Raw genomic sequence first — 24,515 nt, 5'->3', positions numbered from 1 at the left:
CGCGCTGCTCGGCGCCGACTACTTGAAGCTGTAGTTCAGGCTGAGGTACACATAGCGGCCACGCGGATCGCCCCAGTTGTCGTTGTAGCCGAGCGAGGACGCGGGATCGAAGGCCGGATCGCGGTTGAACACATTGTTGGCGCCGCCGCGCACCACCATGTTCTTGAAGCCGGCATAGGCCAGCGAGGCGTCCATGGTGGCGATGGCGGGAATCCGCGCGCCCTTCGCATAGAAGTCGTACCACTGGTTGTGCACGGTCGACGGTGCGCGGTCGACCCTGGTGCCGGCGACGTATTTGACGATGCCGGTGCCGCTCCACGGCCCCCGGTCCCAGTTCACGCCGACGTTGGCCAGCAGGCGCGGCTTGCCGTACTCGCCGGCGTCGCACGAGGTGTTGTTGGCGCAGTTGATGTAGACGTTGTCGGCCAACAGCACCGTGTCGTAGCGCAGCGTGTAGTTGGCTTCGCCGAACACCTTGATGCGGCCCAGCGTGTTGCTGCGGAAGGTGTAGGACGCGTCCAGGTCGACGCCGGAGGTGTGCGTTTGGAAGCGGTTCACCCAGCCGGTCTTGATGTTGGCCAGTTCGCCGCGCAAGGGCCCGAGGCGCGCCCGGTCGGCCGCCGACAGGGCCGCGTAGGCCGCGATGTCGTCGGGCGTGACGGCGTCGCGCACCACGTGCGCTTGGTAGGCGCCGTCCTCGTTGTCGAGCACCGTCGTGTTGTCGAGCACATCGATCTTGTTTTTCCACTTGATGTCGTAGTAGGTCAGGCCGATGGTCAGGTCCTTGAGCGGCTCGATGACGAAACCGAGGTTGTACTGGGTCGACTTCTCCGGCTGCAGATTCTTGGTGCCGACGTTGGACGCCTTGACGTAACGGGTGCAGAAGGAATCGAAGTACACATCGCCCTCGACGCAGCGGTGCGGGCCTTGGTCGGCAGGAAGGAGTCGCGGCCTTCGCTGAAGCGCTGCGGCAGCGACGGCGCGACCATGCCGGTGCTGTAGTTCGCGCGCAGCATGAGCGCCTTGCTCGGCGCCCACTTCAGGCCGAGCTTGGGATTGGTGGTGCCGCCGGCCAGCTCGTATTTGTCGTGGCGCACGGCGGCCTGGGCCTCCAGCGTCTTCAGCAAGGGCAAGTTCAACTCCGCGTACACGGCCGACAGCTTTTCCGAACCGGCGATCGGCGGCAGCACGGCGTACTGGCCCAGCAAGCCCTGCTGCCAATCCTGCGAGGGCGTGTAGGCCAGCGAATTCCTGCGCAGCTCGGCGCCGAGCGAGACGCCGATCTTGCCGCCCGGCAGCTCGCCGAACTCCGTCGAGGCCTGCACTTTGACGGAATCGGATTTACTGCGGGTCTTCACATACATCTCGCCCGACAACTCCCGGATCAAGGCGTCCGAATTGCGGTTGACGCCGAAGGGATTGAAGCGGCCCTCGTCGACCGCCTTGTTCAACTCCTCCAGCTTGTAGGCGCCCAGGGTGTCGCTGCGGCCCGACTCCTCGCCGTGCGACAGCGTCGCCGACCAGTCCCAGCCGCCCAGCTCGCCCTTCAGGCCGGTGAGCAGCCAGAGGTTGTCGACCTTGGTCTTGATGCCGCCCTCGTAGACCGGAAAATCGCGCCGCACCGTCACCGGCTTGCCGTAGGTGTTGAAGGGGTTCGAGGCCGGGATGACCAGGTTGTTGCGCGCGCGGTTCTGCAGCCAGGAGGACTGGCCGACGATGCGCTTGTCGAAACTGGTGAAGAAGGCGTTGGCGAACAAGGTCAGCTCCGGCGCGATGTCCCAGTTCAGCGCGGCCGTCGCGCCCAGGCGGCGCGAGGGTTTGACCAGGTCGGTGAATTCCGCCGTCGCCGACAGGCAGCCGTTGCGGGTCGGCGAGGGGAACCATTCGGCCCCGCTCGGATAGGGCAGCTTGGAGCCGGCCAGGCATTCCGGGTCGGCGAAGCGGTTGCCGCCTATCGACAGCGTGCCGGCGTCGGTGCCGTGGGCGCCGTAGACGTTGGCGTACTGCAGGCCGCCGCGCGCGCCGAAGTCGATGTGGTTGGCCCAGTCGCGCTCGGTGCCCTTGATGCGCTTGGTGTCCTCGACCATGGCGGCGTAGGTCAGATTGAATTTCTGCGTGGCGCGGTCGCCGAAGCCGCCCGCCACCGACAGCTTGCGCACATCGCCGCCGCCCAGCGTGGTGGCGCCGTAGCTGGCGTTCAGGTCGACGCCCTGGTAGTTCTGCCGCATGATGAAGTTGATCACGCCGCCCACCGCGTCGGTGCCGTAGATCGCCGAGGCGCCGTCCTTGAGCACCTCGATGCGCTCGATCGCCGCCAGCGGCAGCATGTTCAAGTCCACCGAGGTGAAGCCGTTGGAGTCGTCCGAACCGGACACCGGCAGACGATTGCCGTTCAACAGGATCAAGGTCGGCATGCCGCGCAGGGTGGCCGTGCTGGCGCCGTTGCGGAAGTCGTTGCCGCCGCCGAAATCGCGGCCGTTGCCGCCCACCGAAGGCAGGTTGCGCAACACGTCGAGCACCGAGGTGGCGCCGGAGCGCTGGATGTCCTCCTTGCTGATCAAGGTCATCGGCGAGACGCCCTCCTGCGCGATCCGCTTGATGTTGCTGCCGGTGATTTCCACCCGCTCCATCTTGGCCGCCGGCTTGGCCGCCTCCAGCGGCTCCTGCGCCTGGGCCACCGCCACGGTGTGGGTCGACAACAAAGCCAGCGCCAACTTCACCCAGCGCGCGCAAATTTTTTCCTGAAACATAATACATATCTCCAAGTAAGGACGTCCCCCATCGACAGTGCGGGATCGCTACAATGAAACTGCCGGTTTGCTCCGGCCCTGCTGGCGGCAGGGGTATCGGAGCGTCAGGAAGCTTACTTGGCTGGATTGAGGATGTCTTGGCGCTTTCAGCGGCTGAAATGAACGAAATCGGCACAGTCACGAGCGGGCCTGGCTGGCGCGCCGATCAAGCGGCTGCGGCGTTCCGTTGAAAACACTCTGCCGCGCAAACTCCTAGCGCGGCCGCCAAATAGAGGCCAGCGACCAGACGTGCAGGTCGCGCACCATCGCCTGCCCACCCTCGGCGAACAGGGCGAGACCGTCGCTGCCTTCGCCGGGAAAGACCTGGCTGGTCAAGGTCGCCTCGTGCGCGCCGGCGAACACCGTGACCGAGGCGGTATCGACCAGGATGCGCAGCCGAACCGCGCCCGCCCGCAGCGGCAGCGCCACCGCGTGGCGCGCCGCGAAGGCCGGGTCGAAGGCGGCAACGCCGGCGCGGCGCCGGTCGACAAACACCTCGCCCCGTTCGCGGTCATAGCCGACCACGGTCTGTTCGCCGTCCGCGCCGACATGCACCTTGACGCCGGCCTGCGCGGCGCCGCCCGGATCGAGCAACATGTCGATGTCGAACGGCGGGCGCGATACGGACGGGGTCTGCGTCAGCGCCACCTCGCCCGGCGCAAGCTGAAGTTCGCCAATCGCGACCAGCAGTTCGCGCCGCAGCTGCTCAAGGCCGCGCACCGGCCGCTGCACCAGACGCACCCGGCCGTCGATGCGGCGCAGCGCCAGCTCGCGCGGCAGCGACTGCGCGCTGCGCCAACGCGTGGTCGGCACCTTGTTGGCGTACTGCCAGTTGCTCATCCAGCCGATCAACACGCGCCTGCCGTCCGGCACGCCGTTCCAGGTGACGGCGGCGTAGAAGTCCGGGCCGTGGTCGAGCCACCGCACGGCCTCGGCGGTGGTAGAGGCATCGGCACGGAAAGCCTTGCCGTCGAACTGGCCGATGAAGTACTGCGCGCCGGAGCCGCCGGCCGGACCGCCCGGATTCAGGTTAATCACCAGCACCCACTTGCTGTTGGCCGCATCGTCGTCGACCGGCAGTTCGAACAGATCGGGACACTCCCACACGCCGCCGACGGCGCCGGCCGGGCCGAACTCGCTCATGAACTCCCAATGGATCAAGTCCTTGGACGAGTACAGCACCGCCGTGTGGCGCAGCGCCACCACGGCCACCATCACCCACTTGCTGTGCGGCGCGTACCAGAACACCTTGGGGTCGCGGAAGTCGCGGTACTCGTCATGGTATTTCTCGGGCGGCAGCGCCAGCACCGGATTGCCGGCGTATTGGGTCCAGCTGCGGCCACGGTCCAGGCTGTAGGCGAGCGACTGGCTTTGCTGGCCGGCCGGCACATGGCGGCCGTTGGCCAGCGTGCGCGCCTGCGGATAGACGCTGGTGTAGACGGCCACCATGGCCGGCTGCGCGGCACTACCCAGGCCGCTGGTGTTGGCGCCGTCCACCACCGCGCTGCCCGAGAAGAAGCTTTGCGTGATTTCTCCCCGCGCGTCCTTTTCGACCATCAGGGCCACCGGCAGCTCCTGCCAATGCAGCAGATCGGTGCTGACGGCGTGGCCCCAGGACATGTCGCCCCACACGCTGGCGCTCGGATTGTATTGGTAGAACAGGTGGTATTCGCCGTCGTGGTAAACCAGGCCGTTCGGATCGTTCATCCAATTGCGCGACGGCGAGAAGGACAATTGGGGCCGGTACGCCTCCCGATACGCCGCAGCCTCGGTCGCCGTGTGTGGTGTCGCCATGCTGAATCCTTGTTGTGTTAGTTTGCTATGCCACGGCCAAGCGCGCCGGCAACGCCACAGGCCGGGTTGGCGACAACCCTGTCGCCAACCCGGCCCGATGAGCGATGCCGCCTGCCCGGCTTAGAACGAGTGGCGCACCGTCGCGCTGATGGCGCGGCCCGACTCGGGACGCAGTTCAACGATGCTGTCGCCGCGCGGTCCACCCACGCCGCTGGACGAGGCGACCTTGTTGAACAGGTTGCTGGCGTTGATGCTCAGCGTCGTGTCGGCGGTCAGCGCGTAGTTGACGAAGCCGTTGACGATGGCGCGGCCGTCGACCTTGAAGGTGTTGTAGCTGTCGTTCCACACATACGACTGGCCGACCACCACCGCGCCGAGCGTGACCGGGCCGATGCTGTAGCGCGGCGCCACCGTGTACAACAGTTTCGGCACGCCGCCGGGCACCTTGCCCACCGTGCTGTTGCCCTGCGCCGTGCCGACCAGGTCCTTGGTGACCTTCAGATCGGTGTAGGTCAGGTTGGCGTTGATGGCGAAGTTGCCGGAGGTGAAGACCGACTCGATCTCCATGCCGTTGGCCTTGGTGCCGACCACGTTCAGCTTCGGTCCGACGGTGCGGGTCTGGTCGTAGTCGAACTCGTCGACGGTGGCCGTGAACACGGTGGCGAAGACGGCGTAGGTGCCCCAGTCCTTCCTGCCGCGCAGCTTGACGCCCATCTCCTTCTGCTTGACCGTCGCCACCGCCTGCTCCTCCAGGCCGGAAGTCAGCTTGCCGGTGGTGGTGTTGACGAAGGGCGAGAACAACAGGCGGTCGGCGATCGCCCGGCCGCCCTTGCTCAGGCGGGCGAACATGCTGACGTCCTTGTCGAAGCGGTAGTTGGCGCCCAGCGAGTAGGAGGTGTAGCCGGTCTTGTAGTTAATCGGGCTGGCGTTGTTGGAGTCGACCAGGTAGACGGTGCGCTCGGCGCCGTTGATGACGCCGTCGCCGTTGACGTCGTAGCCGCCGACCACCTGCTTGGGACCGGCGTAACGGCCGCTGGCCTTGACGCTGTCGTGGCGCAGCGCGCCCTCGAGGTCGAACTGGCCCAGTTCGGCGTTGAGCGACAGGTAGGTGGCGTCGGTGACGTAGTGGGCGTCGACGTCGCGCGCGCAGCAGGCACCCCATTGGTTGTTGAAGCCGGTCAGGCCGGCGGTGGTCAGCGGCGCGCCGGCAGCGTCCTTGACGTCGATGACGGCGCCGTTCTTGCCGATCTCCATCAGGCGCTCGCTGATCTGCCACACCTGGACGATGTCCTGCTTGGAGCGGTAGTAGCCGGCCTTGGCGTTGACCTTGGCGCCGGCCAGGTCGAAGGTCTTGCCCAGGCTCAGATCGTTGACGTAATGGCCCATGTCGGGCGACTGCTGGTTGATCGCCGCGCTCTGCGACACCAGCCCGGTTTGCAGGTTGGCCGTGCTGACCGCCTGGCCGGCGCGCGGGCCGTTGAAGTAGACCGCCGAGGCGCCGCTGCCGAAGCCCGACAGCATGCCGTCGAGCGTGTTCAGGCTCCAGAACTGGGTTTGGAAGGCGCTCGAAGTCTTGCTGACCTTGAACTTGTCGCTGATCGTCCAGCCGTTCTCCAGCGTGTTCTGGAAGTCCATGCCCAGCGCCTGCGACTTCACGGTGATGCCCTTGGAGATGTCGGCGATGCCGCTGCCGGTGCCGACCGGGCCGATGCTCGGCATGCTCAGGTTGTAGATCGAGGTCTGCGAATCGCGCAGGATGTCGAAGCCGTTGACCGCGCTCATGCTGCTCACCTTGCCGCCGCTGATGTTGGCGCGCGCCGGCATGCTGGTGTAGGTCGGCGCGCTCTCGCTCAGCGCCTTGAACGAGACGCGGAAGTGGCCCTGGTCGCCGTTGAAGGTCTTGCTCATGTTGCCCTTGACCTGGTAGCCGTGCAGGGCGTTGGTGTCGCTGGCGCGCGGGCCTTCGCCGTCGCGGAAGTAGCCGCCGATGTGGTAGCGCAGCGTCGGGCTGAGCTTGCCGCCGACATCGCCGTCGACCCGCGTCTCGTTGTAGTTCAGGCCGCGCGTCAGGCCGATCGAGCCGCCCTCCTCCTCGCCGGTCTTGCTGATGTAGTTGATCACCGCGCCCGGCGCGTGCGAGGCGAAGGTGGCGGCCGAGCCGCCGCGCAGGGTCTGGATGTGGTCGACGTTGTTGTCGAAGCGGATGAAGTAGTCGTTGTTGCCGAAGTTCATGTCGCCGAACTCGACCACCGGCAGGCCGTCCTCCTGCAGCTGGACGAACTTCGAGCCGCCCGAGGAGATCGGCAGGCCGCGCACGGTGATGTTGGAGTTGCCGCCCGGGCCGCCCGAGCTTTCGGCGCGGATGCCGGGGATCAGGTGCAGCAGTTCGGCCTCGGAACGGGGCGCGAAGTCGGCCACCTGCTGGGCGTCGACGTCGGTGACGGAGACCGAGCTGCGCATCTTCGACTTGCCCTGGCCGGTGCCGGTGACGACCACCCGATTCAGGTTGAGCACGTCGGCGACCTTGGACTCGTCGGCGGCGGCCGCCGGCGCCGGCGCGGCCTGCTGGGCGTAGGCGTTGGCGGAGATCAGGGCGGCGAAGGACGACGAGGCGATCAGCGCGGCGATCGGCTTGACGCGGTGGGCGTGGCTGCGCCCCTTGGTATGGTTGGACATTGTGTCTCCTGGTTATTAAGTACGTTTTTTGGGCGGGATGGAGTCCGTGGCGACGGTTGCAGCGCCTGGACAGAACGAATATTCCCTTTCGTGCTGAGGAAATAGTAGATCTGAAGTGAGTTCGCTTGCAATCGATTGCAATAAATTTGCAGAAATATCTTTTTTTGTTGCCGGGCGGCGTTGTGAAAAATATACACATGCGGAAATGCCCTGCCATATAGAGTTCATGGCAATCGATGGGAGAATTTTTGGAGGAGGAGAACCACACCCTGGCGCTAGCGGCGCATCAACATAGAGGATGTACTTACAACCGTTTGCAGCCAAGTGGAGGCGGGGCGATCCGAGTGCCGGCAACTCTACCTATGAAGACGGCCGTTCGTCGACGTCGGCTTGCTCTGACATTGGGGGAGGCATTGCGACGACGACCTCCCCTGATTCAGGGTCTCTACTCAATGCATATGGGACATGCACATCGGCGCCGCTAAAATCCTTGATGTCTCGTGTGATTAGCTTCCTGCCCGTATACCTTGCAGTTGCCAGCACTGCCGCGTCGGGCGATTTGAGAATTTTCCGACCGGCAATGCGCGCGGTACGGCGAATTGCCGCGGCTTCCTCGGCAATGACGTCATCCAGGTCATAGACAATGAACTGAGCCATGTAGTCGCGCATGTCCTGCAACTCATGCGGCTCTGCACCGGACAGAACTTCCAGCCAAGTGATGGTTGTGATGGCGGCGTCCTCATATCGCTCCAGCTCGGCCGTAACCTCTTCGATGCCAGCGAAGTGATCGATAAGGATATTGGTGTCGAACAACACGCCTACCATTCCGAGCGCTGCGCCAGTTGGTATTGCAACCCGTCGACATCCCGGTCTTTCCATATGCCACCCGTGCGTTCGCCCAATCGCTTGCGCTCCGCTAACGACACGGGCACGCGCGGCACGGCGGCGACCGAGACGCTGTTGCCAAGCCCACTAACCTTAACGCTTTTCGGGGAACGAACAGCGCCGTGCTCATGCAGATACTGAGTCAGCGCTGTATGGACTATCTCAACCGCCTCCCGGCGCTCGGCCAGGGCCAAAGCGGCCATGTCCGCCATCAAGCCCTCGTCCACGTCAATCGTCAATTGCGCCATAATGCGACTCCACAAATGATCATTTGAGATAGTGTACTCCAGACGCCACAAAGAGAATCACCTCCTGCGGCAAGGCCGGAGAGTCCGCCCGCGCTTGTCGCAAGTCTTACCAGCGCGACGCTTGCGCCCCGGACTATAATGGCCGACATGCCTTGCTCCGGGCCGCGCGGCTGCGCGCTGCCCAATGCAAGTTACAACGCTTAAGGAAAGTGAATGGCCATGATTCAAGGAAAAAAACCGGATGCCGCACGGCTCGACAAGATCGTCGCCGACGCCCGCCGCGCGGCGGACACGCGCGAGCTGGGCTATCGCGAACGCTCGCTGAAGATGTATCCCTGGATTTGTGGCCGCTGCACGCGCGAGTTCACCCGCGCCAACGTGCAGCAGTTGACCGTGCACCACCGCGACCACAACCACGACAACAACCCGCCCGACGGCAGCAACTGGGAGTTGCTGTGCCTGTACTGCCACGACAACGAGCACTCGCGCTACCTGGAGGCCGACCGGGGCCACGGCCTGCTGGCCGAGAGCATGCAGCCGGCGACGCACAACCCCTTCGCCGCGCTGGCCGGGCTGATCAAGAAAAAAGACTAGGCAAACCCGCGCGCCGGCAGCGCACCGCACTGGCGCTGCTCCAACCGTCAACACCACTGTTGCGGAATGGAACGATCTAGCCGCGCGCGGACCGCCACCCGGTCCGCGCCGCCGGACGCCGCCAGTGGCGGCCCCTCCCCAACACGGGCGCGCCCTGCCGCCCGCGCGCCGGCCGCCGCGCCGCGCCGCCCCGCCCCCCCCGCGCCCTTCTCCATGCAGACAAAAGGATGGCCCGCATTTTGCTACTTAACCCCTAGCACCTGGCTCCGCACGCGCGCCGCCGGTCGATAGCGCGGCGGGCAATCCGGCCGGCCGCGCCGCATCGCCACGCGCGCGCACGGCGCCAGGCAAGCGGCCCCCTCTCCTTGACCTGGAAACAAACATGAAACGAAATCGCCTCAGTGCATGCATTCTGGCCGCCGCAGCGGCCTTGTCCGTCGTTCCCGCCGCCCACGCGGCCGACGCCCCGGCGGCCAGCCAGCTCGGCAGCATCGAACGGGCGCAGGCCAAGCGCGCCAGCGCCCTGCTCGAGCGCGCCGTCGCCTACCTGCAAAAGAACGGCCCGGAACAGGCCTTCGCCAAATTCAACGAGTCCGGCGGACCGTTCGTGCAGGGGCCGTATTACGTGTTCGTGGTCGGGCTGGACGGCTTCATGCACGCCAACGGCGGCGCCCAGCTGGGCCTGGTCGGCAAGAACGAGATCGAGCTGCGCGACGCGGCCGGCAAGCCGCTGATCCGCGATCTGTTGGCGCAGGCCAAGGCCAGCGCCAACGGCACCGTCGAATACCGTTGGCTGAACCGGGTCAACAACCACGTCGAAAACAAGTTCAGCCAGTACCACAAGGTGGGCAAGTACATCGTCTGCGTCGGCTACTACACGCCGCGCGGCTCGGTCGAGGAGGCCCAGGAGCTGCTCGACAAGGCGGTCGCCTTCATGAAGAAGTCCGGCGACAAGGCCGCCTTCGCCGCCTTCAACAGCCCGCAGGGCGGCTTCACCCACAACGACCTGTACGTGTTCGCCATCGGCATCGACGACGGCACCTACCGCGCCTCGGGCGACTCGCCGCAGCTGGCCGGCATGGAGGTGCGCGGCCTGCGCGACGCCGCCGGCAAACCGATGATCGAGGAGATGATCAAGCTGGCCCAGCAAAAAGGCAGCGGCGTGGTCGACTTCGTCTGGCGCAACCCGGCCACCAACGCGGTGGAACAGAAGCACTCGCTGATCCAGCGCGTCGACCAGGTGTTGCTGGGCGTGGGCTACTTCAGCAAGTGACGCCGCCGGCGCTTGCCTGAGCAAAAAAAAGCCCGCTACGGGAGCGGGCTGAATCTATTTCCTTGGAGGGGAATAGAGGAGACAAGTTGATGATGCCGCATGGAAGTATATTCATCCAATTTATCTTTGTGATGACAGAAATCAACTTTGTGAATGACTTAGCGATTGCAAGCCGCGGGCGAAAAAAAACCCGCGCAAGCGGCGGGTTGTTGGCGGCGGGCCGGCCGGCGGATCGCTCCGCCGGCCGGCGCCACGCTCACTTGCCGACGTCGACCGCGTAGGGCAGCACGCGCGAGGCGAGCCGGGTGTCGGTTTTCAGCAGGCCTACCTCGTCGGCCAGGATGTGCACCGCCTCGTTGAGCAGCACGTCCTTGGCGTTCTTGGCGGCTTTTTCCGCGTCCAGCTCGGCGGCCAGGCCGCGCTCGTCGGCCTGCAGGCCGTCGTCGGTGCGCGCCGCGCCCTTCACCGCCGCCACCCGCGCCGCCACCTTGCCGCTGGCCGGCTTGGCGCTGAGGGCGTGGTTCAGGCCTCCTTCGGATCGGCGACCTTGACCGGATCGTCGCCGCTCGGCACCGCGTTGGCCAGCAGGCGCGCCTCGCGCAGCTTGGAGCGGGCCTCCTGGGTGTCGCGCTCCTTGCGGCGCACCGTCTCGTTGAGCGAGATCAGGTTCTCCTTGCGGATCTTCTTGGCCAGGGCGATGTCCTCCTGCAGGTACTGGAAGTCCTTGTCCTTGGCCACGCGCGCCTCGTGGCGCTTGTCGAGCATCGGCACGATCTCCTTGAGCTCGCCGGCGGTGATGTAGACGGCCGGTTTGATCGACGTCCACGGCAGCGCGTTGTCGTAGCTGGACTCGCCGAAGCTGTCGCCGTCGGCCATGGCCGGCAGCTTGATGTCGGGCGTGACGCCGCGCAGCTGGGTGGTGCCGCCGTTGATGCGGAAGAACTGGGCGATGGTCATCTTCAACTCGCCCAGGCGCGGCGCCTTCTCGCCCTGGGCGAAGCGGTCGAGGTTGACCAGGGTTTGCACGGTGCCCTTGCCGAAGCTGGCCTCGCCGATGATCAGGCCGCGGCCGTAGTCCTGGATCGCGGCGGCGAAGATCTCCGAGGCGGAGGCCGAGCCACGGTTGATCAGCACGCCGACCGGGCCGTCCCAGGCCAGGCCGGCGTTGTTGTCGCTTTCGATCTCGACCTTGCCTTCGGCGTTGCGTTGCTGCACCACCGGACCCTTGTCGATGAACAGGCCGGTCAGCTCGACGGCCTCGCTGAGCGAGCCGCCGCCGTTGTTGCGCAGGTCGATCAGCACGTTGTCGACCTTTTCCTTCTTCAGCTCGCCGAGCAGGCGGGCCACGTCGCGCGTGGCGCTCTTGAAGTCGCGCTCGCCCTTGCGGCGCGCCTCGAAGTCCTGGTAGAAGGTGGGCAGCGAGATCACCCCGACGCGGCGCTTGGCCGTGCCGTCGCGCACCTCGAGGATGGATTTCTTGGCCGACTGCTCCTCCATGCTGATCTTCTTGCGCACCAGCGCGATCACGGTGTGCTTGCCGTCGACGCCGGCCTCGGCCGGCAACACGTCGAGCCGCACGGTGGAGTCCTTGGCGCCGCGGATCTGCGCGACGACGTCGTCGATGCGCCAGCCGAGCACCTCGGTGAGCGCGCCGGACTCGCCCTGGCCGACGCCGACGATGCGGTCGCCCACCTTGATCTTGCCCGACAGGCCGGCCGGGCTGCCCGGCACCACCTCGCGCACCACGGTGTACTCGTCGCGCGTCTGCAGCACGCAGCCGATGCCCTCGAGCGAGAGGCGCATGGCGATGTCGAAGTTCTCCGAGGCGCGCGGCCCCAGGTAGTTGGTGTGCGGCTCGATCGACATGGTGTAGGCGTTCATGAAGATCTGGAACACGTCTTCATTGTTGAGCTTGCGCGAACGGCCCATGTAGTTGTCGTAGCGCTTGTCGAGGGTGTCGCGGATCGCCTTGTCGTCCTTGCCGGCCAGCTTCAGGCGCAGCCAGTCGTTCTTGATGCGCTTGCGCCACAGCTCGCGCATCTCGGCCTCGTTCTTGGGCCACTCGGCCTTCTCGCGGTCGTACTGGTAGCTCTCGTCGACGGCGAAGTCGAACTTGGTCTTGAGCAGTTCGCGGGCGTAGCCGAAGCGCTCGTTGAAGCGCTGCTGGTACAGGTTGTAGACGGCGAAGGGAACGCTGAGGTTCTCGTTGTTGATGGCGTCGTCCAGGCGCGAGCGGGCCGCGCCGAACTGGTCGACGTCGGCCTGGACGAAGAACAGCTTCTCGCCGTCGAGCGATTTGAAGTAGCGGTCGAAGATCTTCTCCGACATGGCGTCGTCCAGCGGCACCGCCTTGTAGTGGTAGCGCGACAAGAAGCGCGAGGCCCAGATCGCCGCCTGGGTTTGCTGCGCCAACGGTTTCAAGGGGGTGTCTGCCACTTTTTCCGGCAGCGCCGCGCCGGCCTGCACTGACAGGGACAGCGCCAGCGTGACCAGCAACATTTGCTTCTTCATCGGCTTACTCCGAACGTGAATTGTCGATTTGCCGGCGGCGGCCGACCGTTCGGGTCGGCCGCCGCCGGCGTATTGGGGGTGAAACGGCTGCGCTTTATTCTACAGGATAGCAGCAGCGGCGCAGCCCGGGAAGACACAGTTTCCCTGTGAAAGCTTAAGACCGGCTGAAGCGCGCCGCGCGCCGCGCTAGCCGGCCGCGCCGGCGCCGTCCAGCTCGCGCTGGTAGGCCGCCACGATATAGCCCTCGCCGTAGCGCCGCTCCAGCCGGCGCAGGGCGAAGTGGCCCCTGGCCATGTCCTGGTAGTAGTCGGTGAACAGGGTGTTGACGGTGGCGCCGGCCAGCGCGCCGAGCACCGGCACGATCTGCGCCGCCATCTTCTCGGTGACCACCACGCCGAAGCGCGTCGCCACCGCGTCGATCAGGCGGGCCAGCAGGGCGGCGCCCTCGCGCGCGCCGATGCCGGCGGCGCCCTTCTCGGCCGCGATCGCCGCCAGCTCGGCGGCGGTCAGGTTGAGCAGGCGGTTGAGCGCGGTGCGCGAGGCGTAGTAGCCGGAATCGCCGGCCGCCTCCGGCCCGGCGTTGCCGCCCAGCGCGAACACCTTGACGCACTCGAGCTTGACCTCCAGGCTGGACAGGGCGAAGCCCTCGGCGCGCGCCACGTCGGCCACCGCGCGCATCATGATGGTGGTCGACAGCGGCAGTTCGACCAGCAGCGCCGAGAAGCCGAAGAAGCCGCCCAGCGCGCCGCTGGCGGCCGCGCCCAGCTGGTGCAGGCGCGGCGAGGCGGCGGCGTGCGGCCGGTCGGCCATGCTCCACAGCGCCACGTCGGCGGCGCGCCCCAGCGCCGCGTTGACGCCCTGGTTGATCCTGCCGCGCAGCGGGCCGGACAGCTTGGCCAGGCCCCATTCCAGCGGCGCGCCGACCAGCTCGGCCAGCTTGATCGTCAGCGACGGCGTGTTCAGCAGGCGCACCGCCTGGCGCAGCGCCGCCAGGTCGGCGCGGTTGTGTTCCGAATAGATATCCATGCGTCCCGTGCGTATCCCCTGTGGCAGTCCTCGGCATCATAGCATCGCGCCGGCGGCCGGCGCTGCGGGCGCGCGCCGGCGCGCCGCCGATGTTTGCCACAAATCATTAACAATTCCCCAAAAACATTCTTTCCGCCGCCGACGGGCCGGCCGGGGCGGCGCCGCGCTTCGGCCCGGCCGGCGGCGGCCCGCAGATATTGTTGATCGGCCTGCCAACACCTGCTAGCATGGCCGGCACTGCGTTCGCCATTGGCCCGACCTATGCTCCCTCCCGTTTCCCGGATCCGCGCGGCATTCCTGCTCGCCCTGCTAGGCGCCTCGGCCGCCGCGGCCGACGACGAGGCGGCGCGGCTGGCGCGCATGCGCCTGGCCGTCGAGCGCGCCAGCGCCCACGGCGCGCCCTGGGGCGGGCCGCGGTCCGGCCCGCCGGCCTACGCCGGCGCCAGCATCGCCATCGTCAGCGAGGACCTGCGCAACGGCGGCGTGCTCGGCGTGGTGCAGGGCATCAAGGAGGCGGCCGCCGCGATCGGCTGGAACAGCAAGGTCTACGACGCCGCCGGCAGCGCCGCCGGCCGCGCCAGCACCTTGGCGGCGGTGCTGGCGGCGCGGCCCAGCGGCCTGCTGCTGGTCGGCGTCGACGCCGAGCAGGCCGCGCCGCTGCTGGCGCCGCTGGCCCGGCTCGGCGTGCCGATGCTCGGCTGGCACGTCGGCCCGCTGGCCGGCCCGGTGGCCGGCAGCCCGCTGGCGATGAACGTCTCGACCGATCCGCTCGACGTGGCGCGCGTCACGGCGATGGCGGCGGTGGTGCAGTCGGGCGGCCGCGCCGGCGTGGTCATCTTCACCGACAGCAACTACGCGATCGCCGGCGCCAAGGCGGCGGCGATGGCCGAGGTGGTGCGCGCCTGCCGCCGCTGCCGCTTGCTCGGCGTCGAGGACGTCGCCCTGTCGCACAGCGCCGCGCGCATGCCGGCCGTCACCCGCGCCCTGCTGGCGCGCCACGGCGCCGCCTGGAGCCACGCGCTGGCCATCAACGACCTGTATTTCGACTACGCCGCGCCGGAACTGACCAAGGCCGGCCGCGCCAGCGCCAGCCTGCAGATGCTGTCGGCCGGCGACGGCAGCGCGGCGGCGCTGTTACGCATCCAGGCCGGCACCTTCCAGGTCGGCACCGTGGCCGAGCCGCTCAACCTGCACGGCTGGCAGCTGGTCGACGAGATGAACCGGCTGCTGGCGCGCCAGCCCGTCTCCGGCTACATCGTGCCGGTGCACCTGGTCACGCCGGACAACATCGGCTACGACGGCGGCGCCCGCCTGCGCTACGACCCGGACAACGGCTACCGCGACATCTACCGCCGCATATGGAAGCGCTGAACGGCGGCGACGGCGGCGGCGCGGCCTGGCGGCGCCTGCTGCCGCGCTCGCTGCGGCGCCAGTTCAGCCTGGTGGTGGCCGGCCTGACGCTGCTGATCCTGGCCGGCGGCGTCACCGCCGTCTACGCCCTGCGCGTCGGCAGCGACGCCACCGACCGCCTGGCCGAGGAGCGCATGCTGCGCATGCAGGACGCCCAGGCCTGGTGCGCCGCACCCTGCTGATCGAACGCGAGTCCGACCTGCTGGCCGGCGCCGCCAGCGCCGAGGCGGTGCGCGCCCGCTACGGCGGCATCGCCGCCCACCTCGAGTCGTTCGACCAGCTGGCCGACCGCCTGGCCGCCGCCGGCGACGAGGGCGCCATCCTCGACCTGCGCCAGGCCAGCCAGCTGTTCCGCAACAGCGCCAACGTGGTGGCCCAGCTGCGCGAGGCCGAGCTGCAGGCGGCCGCCGCGCCGACCCCGGCGGCGGCCGCCGCCGCCGCCGCGCGCGCCCGGCCCTTCCAGGACCAGCTGCGCCACCAGGCCGCCGCGATGGCGGCGGCGGCCCAGCTGCAGTCCGAGCGCCACAGCCAGGACTTCCGCGACGCCGCCCAGGCGCTGCGCCACGACTCGCTGCGCCACCAGCGCTGGGTCGCCGCGCTGCTGGCCGCCAGCCTGCTGCTGGCCTGGCTGGCCAGCTACCACTTCCTCGGCCGCCACGTGCTGTCGCGCCTGCAGCTGGTCAGCGACGGCCTGCGCCGGCGCGAGCCGGCCGAGGCCGAGGCCGGCGAGTCGGCGCCGGCGCTGGCCGTGGCGGTGGCCGGCGGCGACGAGATCGGCGAGATGGCCCGCGCCGTCGAGCAGTTCCAGGCCGACCGCCGCCAGCTCAGCCTGGCCCACGCCGCCCTCGAGCGCGAGCGCGGCCGCCAGCAGCAGCTGATCGACCAGCTGGCCCAGGTGCACGGCCAGCTGCTGCAGTCGGAGAAGCTGGCCTCGGTCGGCCAGCTGGCCGCCGGCATGGCCCACGAGATCAACAACCCGGTCGGCTTCGTCAACGCCAACCTGGGCACCCTGCGCGCCTACGTCGCCGACCTGCTCGACGTGCTGGCCGCCTACGAGGCGGTCGAGGCCGAGCTGGGCGCCGACAGCCGCGCCGCCCTGGCCGAGCTGAAGCGGCGCATCGACCTGCCCTACCTGCGCGGCGACATCGCCAGCCTGCTCGGCGAGTCGCTCGACGGCCTGCGCCGCGTCAAGCGCATCGTCCAGGGCCTGAAGGACTTCGCCCTGGTCGACGAGACCGAGCTGCAGTGGGCCAACCTGGAGGACGCGCTCGACAGCGCCGTCAACGTGGTCCACGGCCAGCTCAAGTTCAAGGGCGAGCTGCGCCGCGAGTACGCCGCCATCCCCGCCGTCGAGTGCCGCCCGTTGCGCCTCAACCAGGTCTTCCTCAACCTGCTGCGCAACGCCGCCGACGCCGCCGGCGAGCACGGCCGCATCACCCTGCGCACCGGCCGTGACGACGCCCAGGTCTGGGTCGAGGTCGAGGACAACGGCGACGGCATCCGCCAGGAGCACCTGGACCGCCTGTTCGACCCCTTCTTCACCACCAAGCCGGTGGGCAGCGGCACCGGGCTGGGCCTGTCGATGGCCTACGGCATCGTCAAGACCCACGGCGGCCGCATCGAGGTGCGCAGCGAGCCGGGCCGGGGCGCCGCCTTCCGCGTCGTGCTACCGCGCCAGGCCGGAGGCCAAACATGAGGCGCGCCGCCGCCCCGCCGCTGGCGCTGGCGCTGTGGCTGGCGCCGCCCGCCGCAGACGCGGCCGCCGGCGCCGCGCCGCTGGCGCCGGCGCAGGTGGTCCGCGTCTGCGGCCAGATCGCCGAGTGGCCGCCCTACCTCTACTTCCGCCGCGACGGCGGCGCCCGGACCGACGAGGTGGTCGGCTTCTCCGCCGAGTACCTGCGCCGCGCGCTGGCCGGCGCCGGCCTGCGCTACCGAATCGACATGCTGCCGTGGAGGCGCTGCCTCGAATCGGTCAGGCTGGGCGGCCACGACATGCTGACCGACGCCGCCAGCAACGCCGAGCGCGAGCGCGCCTACCTGGTGGCCAAGCCCTACTACGCCATGCACCTGGCCTACTTCTACGACAAGGCCAGGCCGCACCCGCCGGTGCGCGCGGCGGCCGACCTGAAGAAGCTGCGGCTGTGCGCCGTCAACGGCTACAACTACGCCGCCTTCGGCCTCGACGCCGAGCAAATGGAGGCCGGCTCGCAGAACCTGGCGCAGTCCTTCCTCAAGCTCAAAATGAACCGCTGCGACGCCCTGCCGGAACGCCTGGAGATCGCCCTCGGCTACCAGAGCCTGGGCATCGCCGACTTCGCCCGGCTCGACATCGGCTACGAGCTGCTGGCGGAGCTGCCGCCGTCGACCTTCCACATGATGGTGAGCCGGCGCGTGCCCTACGCCGAGGAGCTGCTGCGCGTGTTGAACGAGCAGATCGAGCTGCTCAACAGCGGCGACGGCGCCCGCGAGATCGCCGCCAAATACGCGGTCCAGCTGCCGGGGCAGGCCGCCAGGCCGGCGAAAAAATAGCCCGTCCGGCGACCGGGCGGCTGCCCGGGCCCGCCTGCCGGTTCCAGGAAAACACACTGCGACAAGCCCCGAAACTACAGCAAGCTGGCCACCGTCAGGCCACTGCACAACAGTAGCCCGACCGCGGCCACTCGGTTGAAGTTTCCCTTCAAAGAAGCTCTGAAAGCCGCGCTGATTTCCAGCCACCGTCAGCAATGCCACCAAGGCTGCGAAGTAGGCAAGATTCAATAGTTCGAACACCAGACCCAGCGCGGCAAAACCTTGCAAGGGCGCGGTCGTGGGCTCGGGCATGAACTGCGGGAAGAAGGCGGCAAAGAACAGCACTGGCTTGGGATTGAAGACAGTCAGCAGCACGCCTTTGACAAAGCCGCGCGAACCGCCGGCCGCGCCCTGCGCCAGCTGCCCCGCCGGGCTGGCGCCACCCCACAAACCCCAGGCCAGGTACAGCAGAAAGATCGCGCCCGCCAGCTTGACGGCAAGCAGCAGCAGCGGCCACCGCGTCACCAACGCGGCAAAGCCCAAGGCCGACGCCGTCATCAGCAGCACGTCCCCCAAGACAATGCCCAGCGTGGCGCTGGCCGCCCGGCGATGCGAGATGCGGGCCTGCCCCAAGACGAAGAAGGTAGCCGGGCCGGGCACGCCGATCACCAGGGCCGAGGCCAAAACGAAGGGCAACAGTTGTGTCAGGCTCATCATGGTTGCCGCTCCTGTTCGACGTCGTTGGCGCCATGCCGACGAATCAATCCATCCAAATAGGCGGCGTTGTCCGCAAAGCGGTAGCCCAAGGCCTGCGCCCGGCGGGTGTCCATGGCATGTGGACGGGTATAGTCGAAGGGACTCAGCTCGCAGACGGCATGCGCACCCGGCATGGCGATGGGGCGCGATGGTTTATCCAGCACCGCCGCCACGCGCTCGTACACGTCCAGCGCCGACATGTCCCCTCCGCAGGCCGCGTTCACCGGCCCCAGGAAGTCCTGCGCGCCGACCCAGCACAGAAATTCGGCAATACCCTCGGCGTCGACGAATGAGCTGGGCCCCGCGCCGACCGAATGCCGCATGGGTTCCTGCGCCAACACCCGCTGCACATAGAACTCCAGCCGCCGTGTGAAGTCCTCTGGCCCGCCCAGCACGTGGGCAATCCGGACGCTCACCACGGGCAAACGACCATCTTGGTATAGGAAAGCCTCGGCCTGGCGCTTGCCCTCGCCATAGTGATCATCGGACAGCTCAGCTGAATGCCAGGGAATTGTCATGTCCACCTGCACCTTGTTCAAATCCAGCTCGTCTTCACGATAGGACCCGCTTGCTTGCGCATGCAGAATCTCGTAGACCTCGATAGTGGACGCCATGACGTAGCGCCCCACCTTGCCTGCGAACACCTGGGCCGAGATGGCGGCGTCCAGCGGCGAATAGCATATCTGGTCGAACACGACATCAAAGAATGCGACGTCGGCGAAGGCCAGCTGCATGCAGGCCAGATCGCGCCGGTTCACCGTGATACGTTGCACTCGCTCGCCAAAGTCATCCCGGGCGACGCCGCGTGTGGCCAAGGTGACACGGTGGCCTTGCGCCAGCAGCCTGCCCACGAGCAGTTTTCCAAAGTAGCGGGTTCCGCCAATAATCAATACATTCTTACTCATAACCACCCTTTGATTTGGACATGAGCGTATTATCCCGAGTGCAGCACGCACCGACAAACCAGCAATTTCAACTCAACGCATTAGTATTTCTAAGTTATGAAGACCGAATCAACGCCCTTGCGCAGCCTCTCAGGGCTGATCGATTTCGAGGCCGCCGCGCGCTGGTCCAGCATCAAGCTTGCCGCATACGAGCTGCACAAAACCCCGGGCGCCGTCAGTCAACAAATCAAACAGTTGGAAATGAGCTTAGGCTTTGCCTTGTTCACGCGCCAGACCCGACAAATCAAGCTGACGGACAAGGGGCAAGAGTTGGCCCTCACCGTGCGCGGCCTGTTAGAGGTGCTGCACGGCAAGGTGGCGGCGCTGCGCGGCGGTGACGAAGAGTGGGTTCTGCGGATATCGGCCACCCATTCGTTCGCCACGAAGTGGCTGGTGCCGCGCCTACACCGCTTCACCAAGTTGCAGCCGAAATATGACTTGCACGTGGAGTCCAGCGATCAGCTTACCCCCTTGGCCTCGTCGACGGACCAGGCTTGCGACATCGCCATCCACTACAGCCGTGGCGCCTTGGATGCTGCGCCGCGCCTTGCGGAGCAATGGGTGGTGGTCTACAGCCCGGCTGTTCTGCCCTACACGCCCAGCAAACAGGCCGTCCCGGTGTCGATTGATACGCTGGACAAGTTTCCCTTGCTGTACGAGGGCACGACCGAAAACTGGTTGCTGCTTCTCAAGAAATACAAGGCCGTGGCCACGTTGAAGGGCAAGCACAACTTCTCACGCGCGTTCAGCCATTCCGGCACCTTGGTGCAAGCCGCCGTCGCCGCTCAAGGCGTGGCGCTGGCGCCGTATTCGATTGCGCATGAGGACATTGTGCGCGGCAACCTACGCGTCATCCCCGAGCTCTTCTTGCCGTCGCCCTACGCCTACCACCTGCGCGTTGGCGCAGGCAAACATGCGCTGCAAAAGGTTGGCCATTTCAGCGCCTGGATGCAGCAGGAGTGGCAGGGTATGGCCGCAACGCACGAAGGCATGGCGCTTGCTCACGGCGTCTGAAGGCCCCGCTCTCAGCGGGGATGGCGTTATGCGCGCCGGAAGGGACTTGACCGCTTCCGCTTGGCCGGCCCCGACTGAAATCGGGCCTGGTCGAAGCCGATGCGCTGGGTCAAGAGCTCGTCGTCGTCGATACGCTCGGCCAGACTCACGATGTCGCACGCTGACACGCCGGCGTGCGCGAAGTGTTCCTGCCAAGTGTTCACGACATCAATGACGGCGACAACTTCGGCTGCGGCCTCCCCGGGCGGCAGGCCGAACGCATCGCACTGCGACATCGCGTTTTCGAGCGTCGATTCTCGGCCATGGGCGCCGCAGATGAACTCCTGGAACCCCAGCCCTGAGTTCGAAGGAAGGACGTCGTAAGCCGGCGCCAGCTTCAGGCGGCCATTTCCGCGCGGGTTCACGACCAGCAAGGAGTGGTTCTTCTCATGGTCATCGGTGTTGTCGACCAGGATGTTGAAGACCATGCGACGAAAGAGCTCGCGTACATCTCTTTGGTTGATGTCGTCCTGCGTGATGCCGACACGGCGGAGAATCCGCGCCAGCTGGGGATACCCCATTTCTGGTTCGTCGCCGGACGCAGTGGCCGCGCGGATGGCGGTACCCGCTGAAATGCTGTGAATCCGCCGACCCGGTTTGCGGTCGAAACGACGGACAGCGAGAGCGTTTGCGCCTGCGAGGGCTATGACCTGGGTCTCGGCTGTGGTGATGCCCGCGCGCTTCGCAAGCGTCATCGTCGCATGCTCGATGAGCGGCGCATCGACGGGCTCTCCGTTGAAAAATTTGATAAGCCACTGCTCGCCACCGATTTCGATGAGTGCCTTTGGCTTCGCTCCGCCGAGGCTGCCGCCAGCGCGGATAATCTTCGCCTCCAACTCGCTGATGGGCTCCGAGGCCTCAATCTTTGCCGCTACCTCACTGAGCTGTTGTGCATCGTCGAGCCGAGGAAGTGGGCTCGCGGCTTGCGGACTGTAGGTGCTTGACGACGTAGAGATTCCGAGCGCGCCGAATCGGTCGTCACCAGCGTAATACAGGTACTCCATCAGGGAGAGGCGCTTGGGTCTAACCACGAAGCGAATGACCTTCTCGCCCCAGCGGTCCGGACGCGCGTCGTCCACCGCGCCGACCGCTCGCGGCGCATCGGCCGTCAAGCGGCCTGGCGGCAAGAACTCGTTATCGATGAGCGGCAGGCCCTTCGCTCAGTGCGAACCCGTTGGCCAGCCAATCTTTCCCGTAATGTAATGAAACGCCTTTACCTGCTGAAACCAACTTTAGTGTCCCGATGTAGCACGGGGTGGCGGGGTCAGCCAAGTGCCAGAGGTACAAGTCGTCTAAACGCATTTCAGTCCTTCGCCCGGTTTGCGCTTATGCGGGCCTCCGCAGAGGCTTGAGCGCGCGCGCGACCTAGTTCAACGGCCTCACGGACATCCATTTCGATGGCGCCTTGGTCGTGTTCGGGCGCCGCGAGGTTTCCCAGCTCGCCGTCGCGCTTGATGAGCCAGAGCGCTGTCGCGACGATACCGACGCCAACAGCCGGATCGCCGGCTTCCAGCCGCTGCAGCGTAGGCACGGAAACCCCCATACGCTTCGCCCAAGTCTTCAATGACTCCTTCCGGCGCAAGCGGGCGACCGCCAGGTCGGCACCGAGCTTTTCGATGGCGGCCGCAGTTGCTGGCGGGAGTTGCAGTAGGGCACGGGAGGTCTTTGGCATACCTATAGAGTAGGATGGCACTGGCCCCTCCGTCAATATCTATGTGTATGCATGCTGATGACCGAGGTAATCTAAGCGCCCCTCCCCGCCCGCTCACCAGCTTTGGGCCATCTCCCTTATTTTTCCGCAGTTGCTTCTTCGAACGCGAACTGCACCCTGTAAGTCACCAGCTTCAACCCCGGAATGGCTTTGGCCGCCCACCGCACCGGTTCCGCGAATCCGCTTGCGACCAAAATGGCTCGTGGCGGCTGACCTTCCTTCTCGCCGTACCAGCCCAGGTAGCGCGCACTTTGGCCGATGGAGGAGTCCTTCGCTTCGCCTGCTCGGGCGCGCCGCAGATGTCGCCAATTGTCTAAGGTCTGTCGGGATAGGCGAAGCGCCGCCTACGCTGAGAGCCCGTCTACTCGGAGTAGAAGCAGCCCCCGCATCGATGTGAGCGGCCGACCAGAAATTGTCTATAAGTCGATCTCTACAAAGGACTCCAAGGATCGAGGCATTTGTAGAAATTGACGCCAGCCCGTCAAAGCGGCCTTCCATTCGCGTATGTCAAAATGCCCATCTGGCTGACCTACCCAATCCTCATTGACCTCAATATCGACTTGTACTCCAGTAGGCCTCAGCGTTAGGGTGACGTCATTCCCACCCGTTTCGATCTCAACCCGGCCACCATTTTCAACCTCATTGATATCGTGTAAGAGTCGATCGCAATCATCGGTTCCTTGGGCAACTGAGCTCAGTACTTCGCAGAGATATTGCTTATACCGCTGCGCATTCTCACCACCTATTGCTTCTTGCTGCCAATGAAATACTTGGCCGAGTTTTTGGTGAAATCCACCTACAACATAAGAAAATCTAAGTTTCATCATTACTCACTTTGGTTTTAAGGTTGATGCACTGGGTACACAGTCGTCCGTGGAGAAACATATCCTTCAACTTTTACCCCTGACGGGGTGAAAGAACTCCATTTATTTCCACTTACAACCTTACTCGGAGAATTCCACGCGGCATCTACTTCGGACTGAATTCTCGAGGCATCCCAATTTTTGGGAAACATAGAATTCATCGAAGCATTACTGGTTTTTGTAATCCATTGCCCGGGATTTTGAGGATCTGGAACTTGAATGGTTGCTTTATAGACACCAGAAGCATCGGGAGCTGACTCCGTACCGGGCAAAATTCTTACATCTCCATTGAGCAAACTATGTCCGCCCGTTGGTCTGCCGGCCTTGGTATAGTCAGCACCTATAGCATGAGCGATGTCGACAGGCGACCCAAGAACGTTATTCCCTCCAAGTGAAACCTTGCGGTCGGCTTCGCCAACTGCCTGGGTGCTATCACGCGGAGCGGCTCCTGTTGTCGTTTGATTGCCCGTGCGTGGACCGGATGCGGACGCGCCGACTTCCGCGCCGCCACCGATGGCGCCGCCGCCATTCCCCCGCGCACGCTCGTTCAGCAATGGATGACTAAGCAGTTTACCTTCATTCTGCTCCAGCCAACTCGCCATTTTCGGCCCCAGCCGCGCGCTTTGCCGCACCTCCGCCAACAGCGCCGACAACTGGCCCTTGCCTCTGGTCAGATAGGCCACCACGCCAGCCAATAGGGCCAGGATAAGAATCTCGTGGCCGCGCGCGAAGGCGCGCGCGGCCAGATAGGTGCTGTCGGCCAGGCGATCGACGCCGTAATGGGGCGCGTCCAGTGAATGGGCGCCCAGGTCGGGCATCCCGCCCCACGCTTCGAAGAAACCTTGCCGGTAGGCGCGTGTGGCGCGCGGCAGGCTGTCGAGCATGAACACCACCACCGATTTCAGGCCGAAAAAGCCCAGCAGCAGATTGCCCGCCTGCGTCCCCAGCGCGGCACCCGCAGCGGCGCCCGGCAAGGCACCGGCGCCAAACGCAAACACACCCAAGCCGCCACCGATGGCGCCGCCAACTATTGCGCCACCACCGACGTACAAGGCGACATCGTGGCAGATTTCCCGCAAAATCGGCCAGACATCGGCCAGGCCAATACCGCCCAATTTGGCCTGCAATTCGCGCAGCGCGAACGATTGGGATTCGGCAACGGCTTCGCGCACGCGGCGCACGCGGGCGCCAATGTACAAATACCCGTCTAGACCAAGTCGGTGCTCGAACGGGCCGTGCGGACAGTCCGCCAGGCGCCGCCGGGCAATGGCCTCGTCCAGCAGCGTGTCCTGCTGCCGCAGACATTCGTAATACTCGAAGCGATCAAAGCGATTGCTGCTCATGATGGGCGCGCTGTGGGTTCATGTCCGCACAGCATGCGCTCCCATCAATGGCAGGAGTTGACGCAACGCAAATGATGGCAAGGGACAACTAACGGCGAACGTCGCGAGCAAAATAGCATCCAGCCCTCCGC

The 24,515-nt window shown here is 66.0% G+C and carries 21 protein-coding genes and 1 pseudogene; 7 read left to right on the top strand and 15 right to left on the bottom strand.

All coding sequences use genetic code 11. The annotated features are described in order from the left end of the window. Nucleotides 1–18: 18 nt before the first annotated feature. From QC826_RS11055 to QC826_RS11030, 6 genes are all read right to left on the bottom strand, one after another. A complete protein-coding gene (locus tag QC826_RS11055) occupies nucleotides 19–840 on the bottom strand; it encodes a TonB-dependent receptor domain-containing protein (RefSeq protein WP_279766447.1) in 822 nt (273 codons plus the stop codon). Then, complete coding sequence (locus QC826_RS11050; RefSeq protein ID WP_279765658.1) at nucleotides 777–2,750, bottom strand: TonB-dependent siderophore receptor; 1,974 nt, start codon at nucleotides 2,748–2,750, stop codon at nucleotides 777–779. Before QC826_RS11050 ends, QC826_RS11055 begins: the two co-directional genes overlap by 64 nt. Nucleotides 2,751–3,002: 252 nt before the next feature. After that, on the bottom strand, nucleotides 3,003–4,583 hold the full coding sequence (locus tag QC826_RS11045; RefSeq protein ID WP_279765657.1) for a glycoside hydrolase family 32 protein: 1,581 nt from the start codon (nucleotides 4,581–4,583) through the stop codon (nucleotides 3,003–3,005). Between the two features lie 120 nt (nucleotides 4,584–4,703). After that, nucleotides 4,704–7,259 carry a TonB-dependent receptor gene (locus QC826_RS11040; RefSeq protein ID WP_279765656.1) on the bottom strand — a complete coding sequence of 852 codons (2,556 nt, stop codon included), beginning with the start codon at nucleotides 7,257–7,259 and terminating at the stop codon, nucleotides 4,704–4,706. 360 nt (nucleotides 7,260–7,619) lie between these two features. Further along, a complete protein-coding gene (locus tag QC826_RS11035; RefSeq protein WP_279765655.1) occupies nucleotides 7,620–8,075 on the bottom strand; it encodes a PIN domain-containing protein in 456 nt (151 codons plus the stop codon). A 2-nt stretch (nucleotides 8,076–8,077) separates the two neighbouring features. After that, nucleotides 8,078–8,392 (bottom strand): hypothetical protein, encoded by a 315-nt coding sequence (locus tag QC826_RS11030; RefSeq protein WP_279765654.1) that lies wholly within the window; start codon nucleotides 8,390–8,392, stop codon nucleotides 8,078–8,080. A gap of 219 nt (nucleotides 8,393–8,611) precedes the next feature. Here QC826_RS11030 and QC826_RS11025 point away from each other — a divergent pair, with 219 nt between their 5' ends. Both QC826_RS11025 and QC826_RS11020 read left to right on the top strand, forming a co-directional pair. Then, nucleotides 8,612–8,986 carry a YajD family HNH nuclease gene (locus QC826_RS11025; protein WP_093388830.1) on the top strand — a complete coding sequence of 125 codons (375 nt, stop codon included), beginning with the start codon at nucleotides 8,612–8,614 and terminating at the stop codon, nucleotides 8,984–8,986. Nucleotides 8,987–9,368: 382 nt separating this feature from the next. Continuing rightward, nucleotides 9,369–10,259, top strand: a complete 891-nt coding sequence (locus QC826_RS11020; RefSeq protein ID WP_279765653.1) for a cache domain-containing protein — start codon at nucleotides 9,369–9,371, stop codon at nucleotides 10,257–10,259. Between the two features lie 256 nt (nucleotides 10,260–10,515). Here the strand turns inward: QC826_RS11020 and QC826_RS11015 are convergent, their stop codons facing one another. The 3 genes from QC826_RS11015 to QC826_RS11005 form a co-directional block, all read right to left on the bottom strand. Next, a complete protein-coding gene (locus tag QC826_RS11015) occupies nucleotides 10,516–10,734 on the bottom strand; it encodes a hypothetical protein (protein WP_279765652.1) in 219 nt (72 codons plus the stop codon). A gap of 47 nt (nucleotides 10,735–10,781) precedes the next feature. Then, nucleotides 10,782–12,770: a carboxy terminal-processing peptidase gene (locus QC826_RS11010; protein WP_279765651.1), complete on the bottom strand. Its 1,989-nt coding sequence runs from the start codon at nucleotides 12,768–12,770 to the stop codon at nucleotides 10,782–10,784. A gap of 186 nt (nucleotides 12,771–12,956) precedes the next feature. Continuing rightward, complete coding sequence (locus QC826_RS11005) at nucleotides 12,957–13,796, bottom strand: EcsC family protein (RefSeq protein WP_279765650.1); 840 nt, start codon at nucleotides 13,794–13,796, stop codon at nucleotides 12,957–12,959. A 261-nt stretch (nucleotides 13,797–14,057) separates the two neighbouring features. Between QC826_RS11005 and QC826_RS11000 the strand changes: the two genes are divergently transcribed. From QC826_RS11000 to QC826_RS10985, 4 genes are read left to right on the top strand one after another with little or no spacing between them, the layout of a single operon-like run. Further along, nucleotides 14,058–15,167, top strand: a complete 1,110-nt coding sequence (locus QC826_RS11000; protein WP_409567795.1) for a substrate-binding domain-containing protein — start codon at nucleotides 14,058–14,060, stop codon at nucleotides 15,165–15,167. Next, the gene (locus QC826_RS10995) at nucleotides 15,155–15,388 is read left to right on the top strand and encodes a hypothetical protein (RefSeq protein ID WP_279765649.1); all 234 of its coding nucleotides are present in this window, start codon (nucleotides 15,155–15,157) and stop codon (nucleotides 15,386–15,388) included. The genes QC826_RS11000 and QC826_RS10995 overlap by 13 nt, the downstream gene beginning before the upstream one ends. Continuing rightward, nucleotides 15,370–16,902 carry an ATP-binding protein gene (locus QC826_RS10990; protein WP_279765648.1) on the top strand — a complete coding sequence of 511 codons (1,533 nt, stop codon included), beginning with the start codon at nucleotides 15,370–15,372 and terminating at the stop codon, nucleotides 16,900–16,902. The genes QC826_RS10995 and QC826_RS10990 overlap by 19 nt, the downstream gene beginning before the upstream one ends. Continuing rightward, complete coding sequence (locus tag QC826_RS10985) at nucleotides 16,899–17,735, top strand: substrate-binding periplasmic protein (protein ID WP_279765647.1); 837 nt, start codon at nucleotides 16,899–16,901, stop codon at nucleotides 17,733–17,735. The genes QC826_RS10990 and QC826_RS10985 overlap by 4 nt, the downstream gene beginning before the upstream one ends. 204 nt (nucleotides 17,736–17,939) lie before the next feature. Here QC826_RS10985 and QC826_RS31580 read toward each other — a convergent pair. Then, nucleotides 17,940–18,428, bottom strand: a pseudogene (locus tag QC826_RS31580) (LysE family translocator); the annotation flags it as partial. Next, nucleotides 18,428–19,375, bottom strand: coding sequence for an NAD-dependent epimerase/dehydratase family protein (locus tag QC826_RS10980; RefSeq protein WP_093390174.1), 948 nt, complete (start codon nucleotides 19,373–19,375; stop codon nucleotides 18,428–18,430). The gene QC826_RS10980 and the pseudogene QC826_RS31580, both read right to left, overlap by 1 nt. 96 nt (nucleotides 19,376–19,471) lie before the next feature. On the opposite strand from QC826_RS10980, the gene QC826_RS10975 reads away from it, so the two are divergent. Then, nucleotides 19,472–20,428, top strand: a complete 957-nt coding sequence (locus QC826_RS10975) for a LysR substrate-binding domain-containing protein (protein WP_093390175.1) — start codon at nucleotides 19,472–19,474, stop codon at nucleotides 20,426–20,428. Between the two features lie 26 nt (nucleotides 20,429–20,454). Here the strand turns inward: QC826_RS10975 and QC826_RS10970 are convergent, their stop codons facing one another. The 4 genes from QC826_RS10970 to QC826_RS10955 form a co-directional block, all read right to left on the bottom strand. Further along, nucleotides 20,455–21,579, bottom strand: a complete 1,125-nt coding sequence (locus tag QC826_RS10970; protein ID WP_279765645.1) for a type II toxin-antitoxin system HipA family toxin — start codon at nucleotides 21,577–21,579, stop codon at nucleotides 20,455–20,457. A 191-nt stretch (nucleotides 21,580–21,770) separates the two neighbouring features. After that, nucleotides 21,771–22,139: an XRE family transcriptional regulator gene (locus tag QC826_RS10965; RefSeq protein WP_279765643.1), complete on the bottom strand. Its 369-nt coding sequence runs from the start codon at nucleotides 22,137–22,139 to the stop codon at nucleotides 21,771–21,773. A 455-nt stretch (nucleotides 22,140–22,594) separates the two neighbouring features. Next, complete coding sequence (locus QC826_RS10960) at nucleotides 22,595–23,005, bottom strand: hypothetical protein (RefSeq protein WP_279765641.1); 411 nt, start codon at nucleotides 23,003–23,005, stop codon at nucleotides 22,595–22,597. A 14-nt stretch (nucleotides 23,006–23,019) separates the two neighbouring features. Then, the gene (locus tag QC826_RS10955; RefSeq protein WP_279765639.1) at nucleotides 23,020–24,384 is read right to left on the bottom strand and encodes an EndoU domain-containing protein; all 1,365 of its coding nucleotides are present in this window, start codon (nucleotides 24,382–24,384) and stop codon (nucleotides 23,020–23,022) included. Nucleotides 24,385–24,515: the final 131 nt, after the last annotated feature.

This window comes from Rugamonas sp. DEMB1 (assembly GCF_029834475.1).
In the GTDB taxonomy this organism is placed as follows: domain Bacteria; phylum Pseudomonadota; class Gammaproteobacteria; order Burkholderiales; family Burkholderiaceae_D; genus Rugamonas; species Rugamonas rubra.
The sequence above is the reverse complement of the archived record's forward strand: the minus strand, read 5'-3'. Positions and strand labels throughout refer to the sequence as shown.

What these genes read in the sequence shown, in the direction of transcription:
- QC826_RS11040 (WP_279765656.1), bottom strand. Translation starts at nt 7,259, where the DNA reads ATGTCCAACCATACCAAGGGGCGCAGCCACGCCCACCGCGTCAAGCCG.
- QC826_RS10980 (WP_093390174.1), bottom strand. Translation starts at nt 19,375, where the DNA reads ATGAGTAAGAATGTATTGATTATTGGCGGAACCCGCTACTTTGGAAAA.
- QC826_RS11050 (WP_279765658.1), bottom strand. Translation starts at nt 2,750, where the DNA reads ATGTTTCAGGAAAAAATTTGCGCGCGCTGGGTGAAGTTGGCGCTGGCT.
- QC826_RS10995 (WP_279765649.1), top strand. Translation starts at nt 15,155, where the DNA reads ATGGAAGCGCTGAACGGCGGCGACGGCGGCGGCGCGGCCTGGCGGCGC.
- QC826_RS11020 (WP_279765653.1), top strand. Translation starts at nt 9,369, where the DNA reads ATGAAACGAAATCGCCTCAGTGCATGCATTCTGGCCGCCGCAGCGGCC.
- QC826_RS11000 (WP_409567795.1), top strand. Translation starts at nt 14,058, where the DNA reads ATGCTCCCTCCCGTTTCCCGGATCCGCGCGGCATTCCTGCTCGCCCTG.
- QC826_RS11045 (WP_279765657.1), bottom strand. Translation starts at nt 4,583, where the DNA reads ATGGCGACACCACACACGGCGACCGAGGCTGCGGCGTATCGGGAGGCG.
- QC826_RS10965 (WP_279765643.1), bottom strand. Translation starts at nt 22,139, where the DNA reads ATGCCAAAGACCTCCCGTGCCCTACTGCAACTCCCGCCAGCAACTGCG.
- QC826_RS10985 (WP_279765647.1), top strand. Translation starts at nt 16,899, where the DNA reads ATGAGGCGCGCCGCCGCCCCGCCGCTGGCGCTGGCGCTGTGGCTGGCG.
- QC826_RS11030 (WP_279765654.1), bottom strand. Translation starts at nt 8,392, where the DNA reads ATGGCGCAATTGACGATTGACGTGGACGAGGGCTTGATGGCGGACATG.
- QC826_RS10975 (WP_093390175.1), top strand. Translation starts at nt 19,472, where the DNA reads ATGAAGACCGAATCAACGCCCTTGCGCAGCCTCTCAGGGCTGATCGAT.
- QC826_RS11005 (WP_279765650.1), bottom strand. Translation starts at nt 13,796, where the DNA reads ATGGATATCTATTCGGAACACAACCGCGCCGACCTGGCGGCGCTGCGC.
- QC826_RS11010 (WP_279765651.1), bottom strand. Translation starts at nt 12,770, where the DNA reads ATGAAGAAGCAAATGTTGCTGGTCACGCTGGCGCTGTCCCTGTCAGTG.
- QC826_RS10960 (WP_279765641.1), bottom strand. Translation starts at nt 23,005, where the DNA reads ATGATGAAACTTAGATTTTCTTATGTTGTAGGTGGATTTCACCAAAAA.
- QC826_RS10955 (WP_279765639.1), bottom strand. Translation starts at nt 24,384, where the DNA reads ATGAGCAGCAATCGCTTTGATCGCTTCGAGTATTACGAATGTCTGCGG.
- QC826_RS11025 (WP_093388830.1), top strand. Translation starts at nt 8,612, where the DNA reads ATGATTCAAGGAAAAAAACCGGATGCCGCACGGCTCGACAAGATCGTC.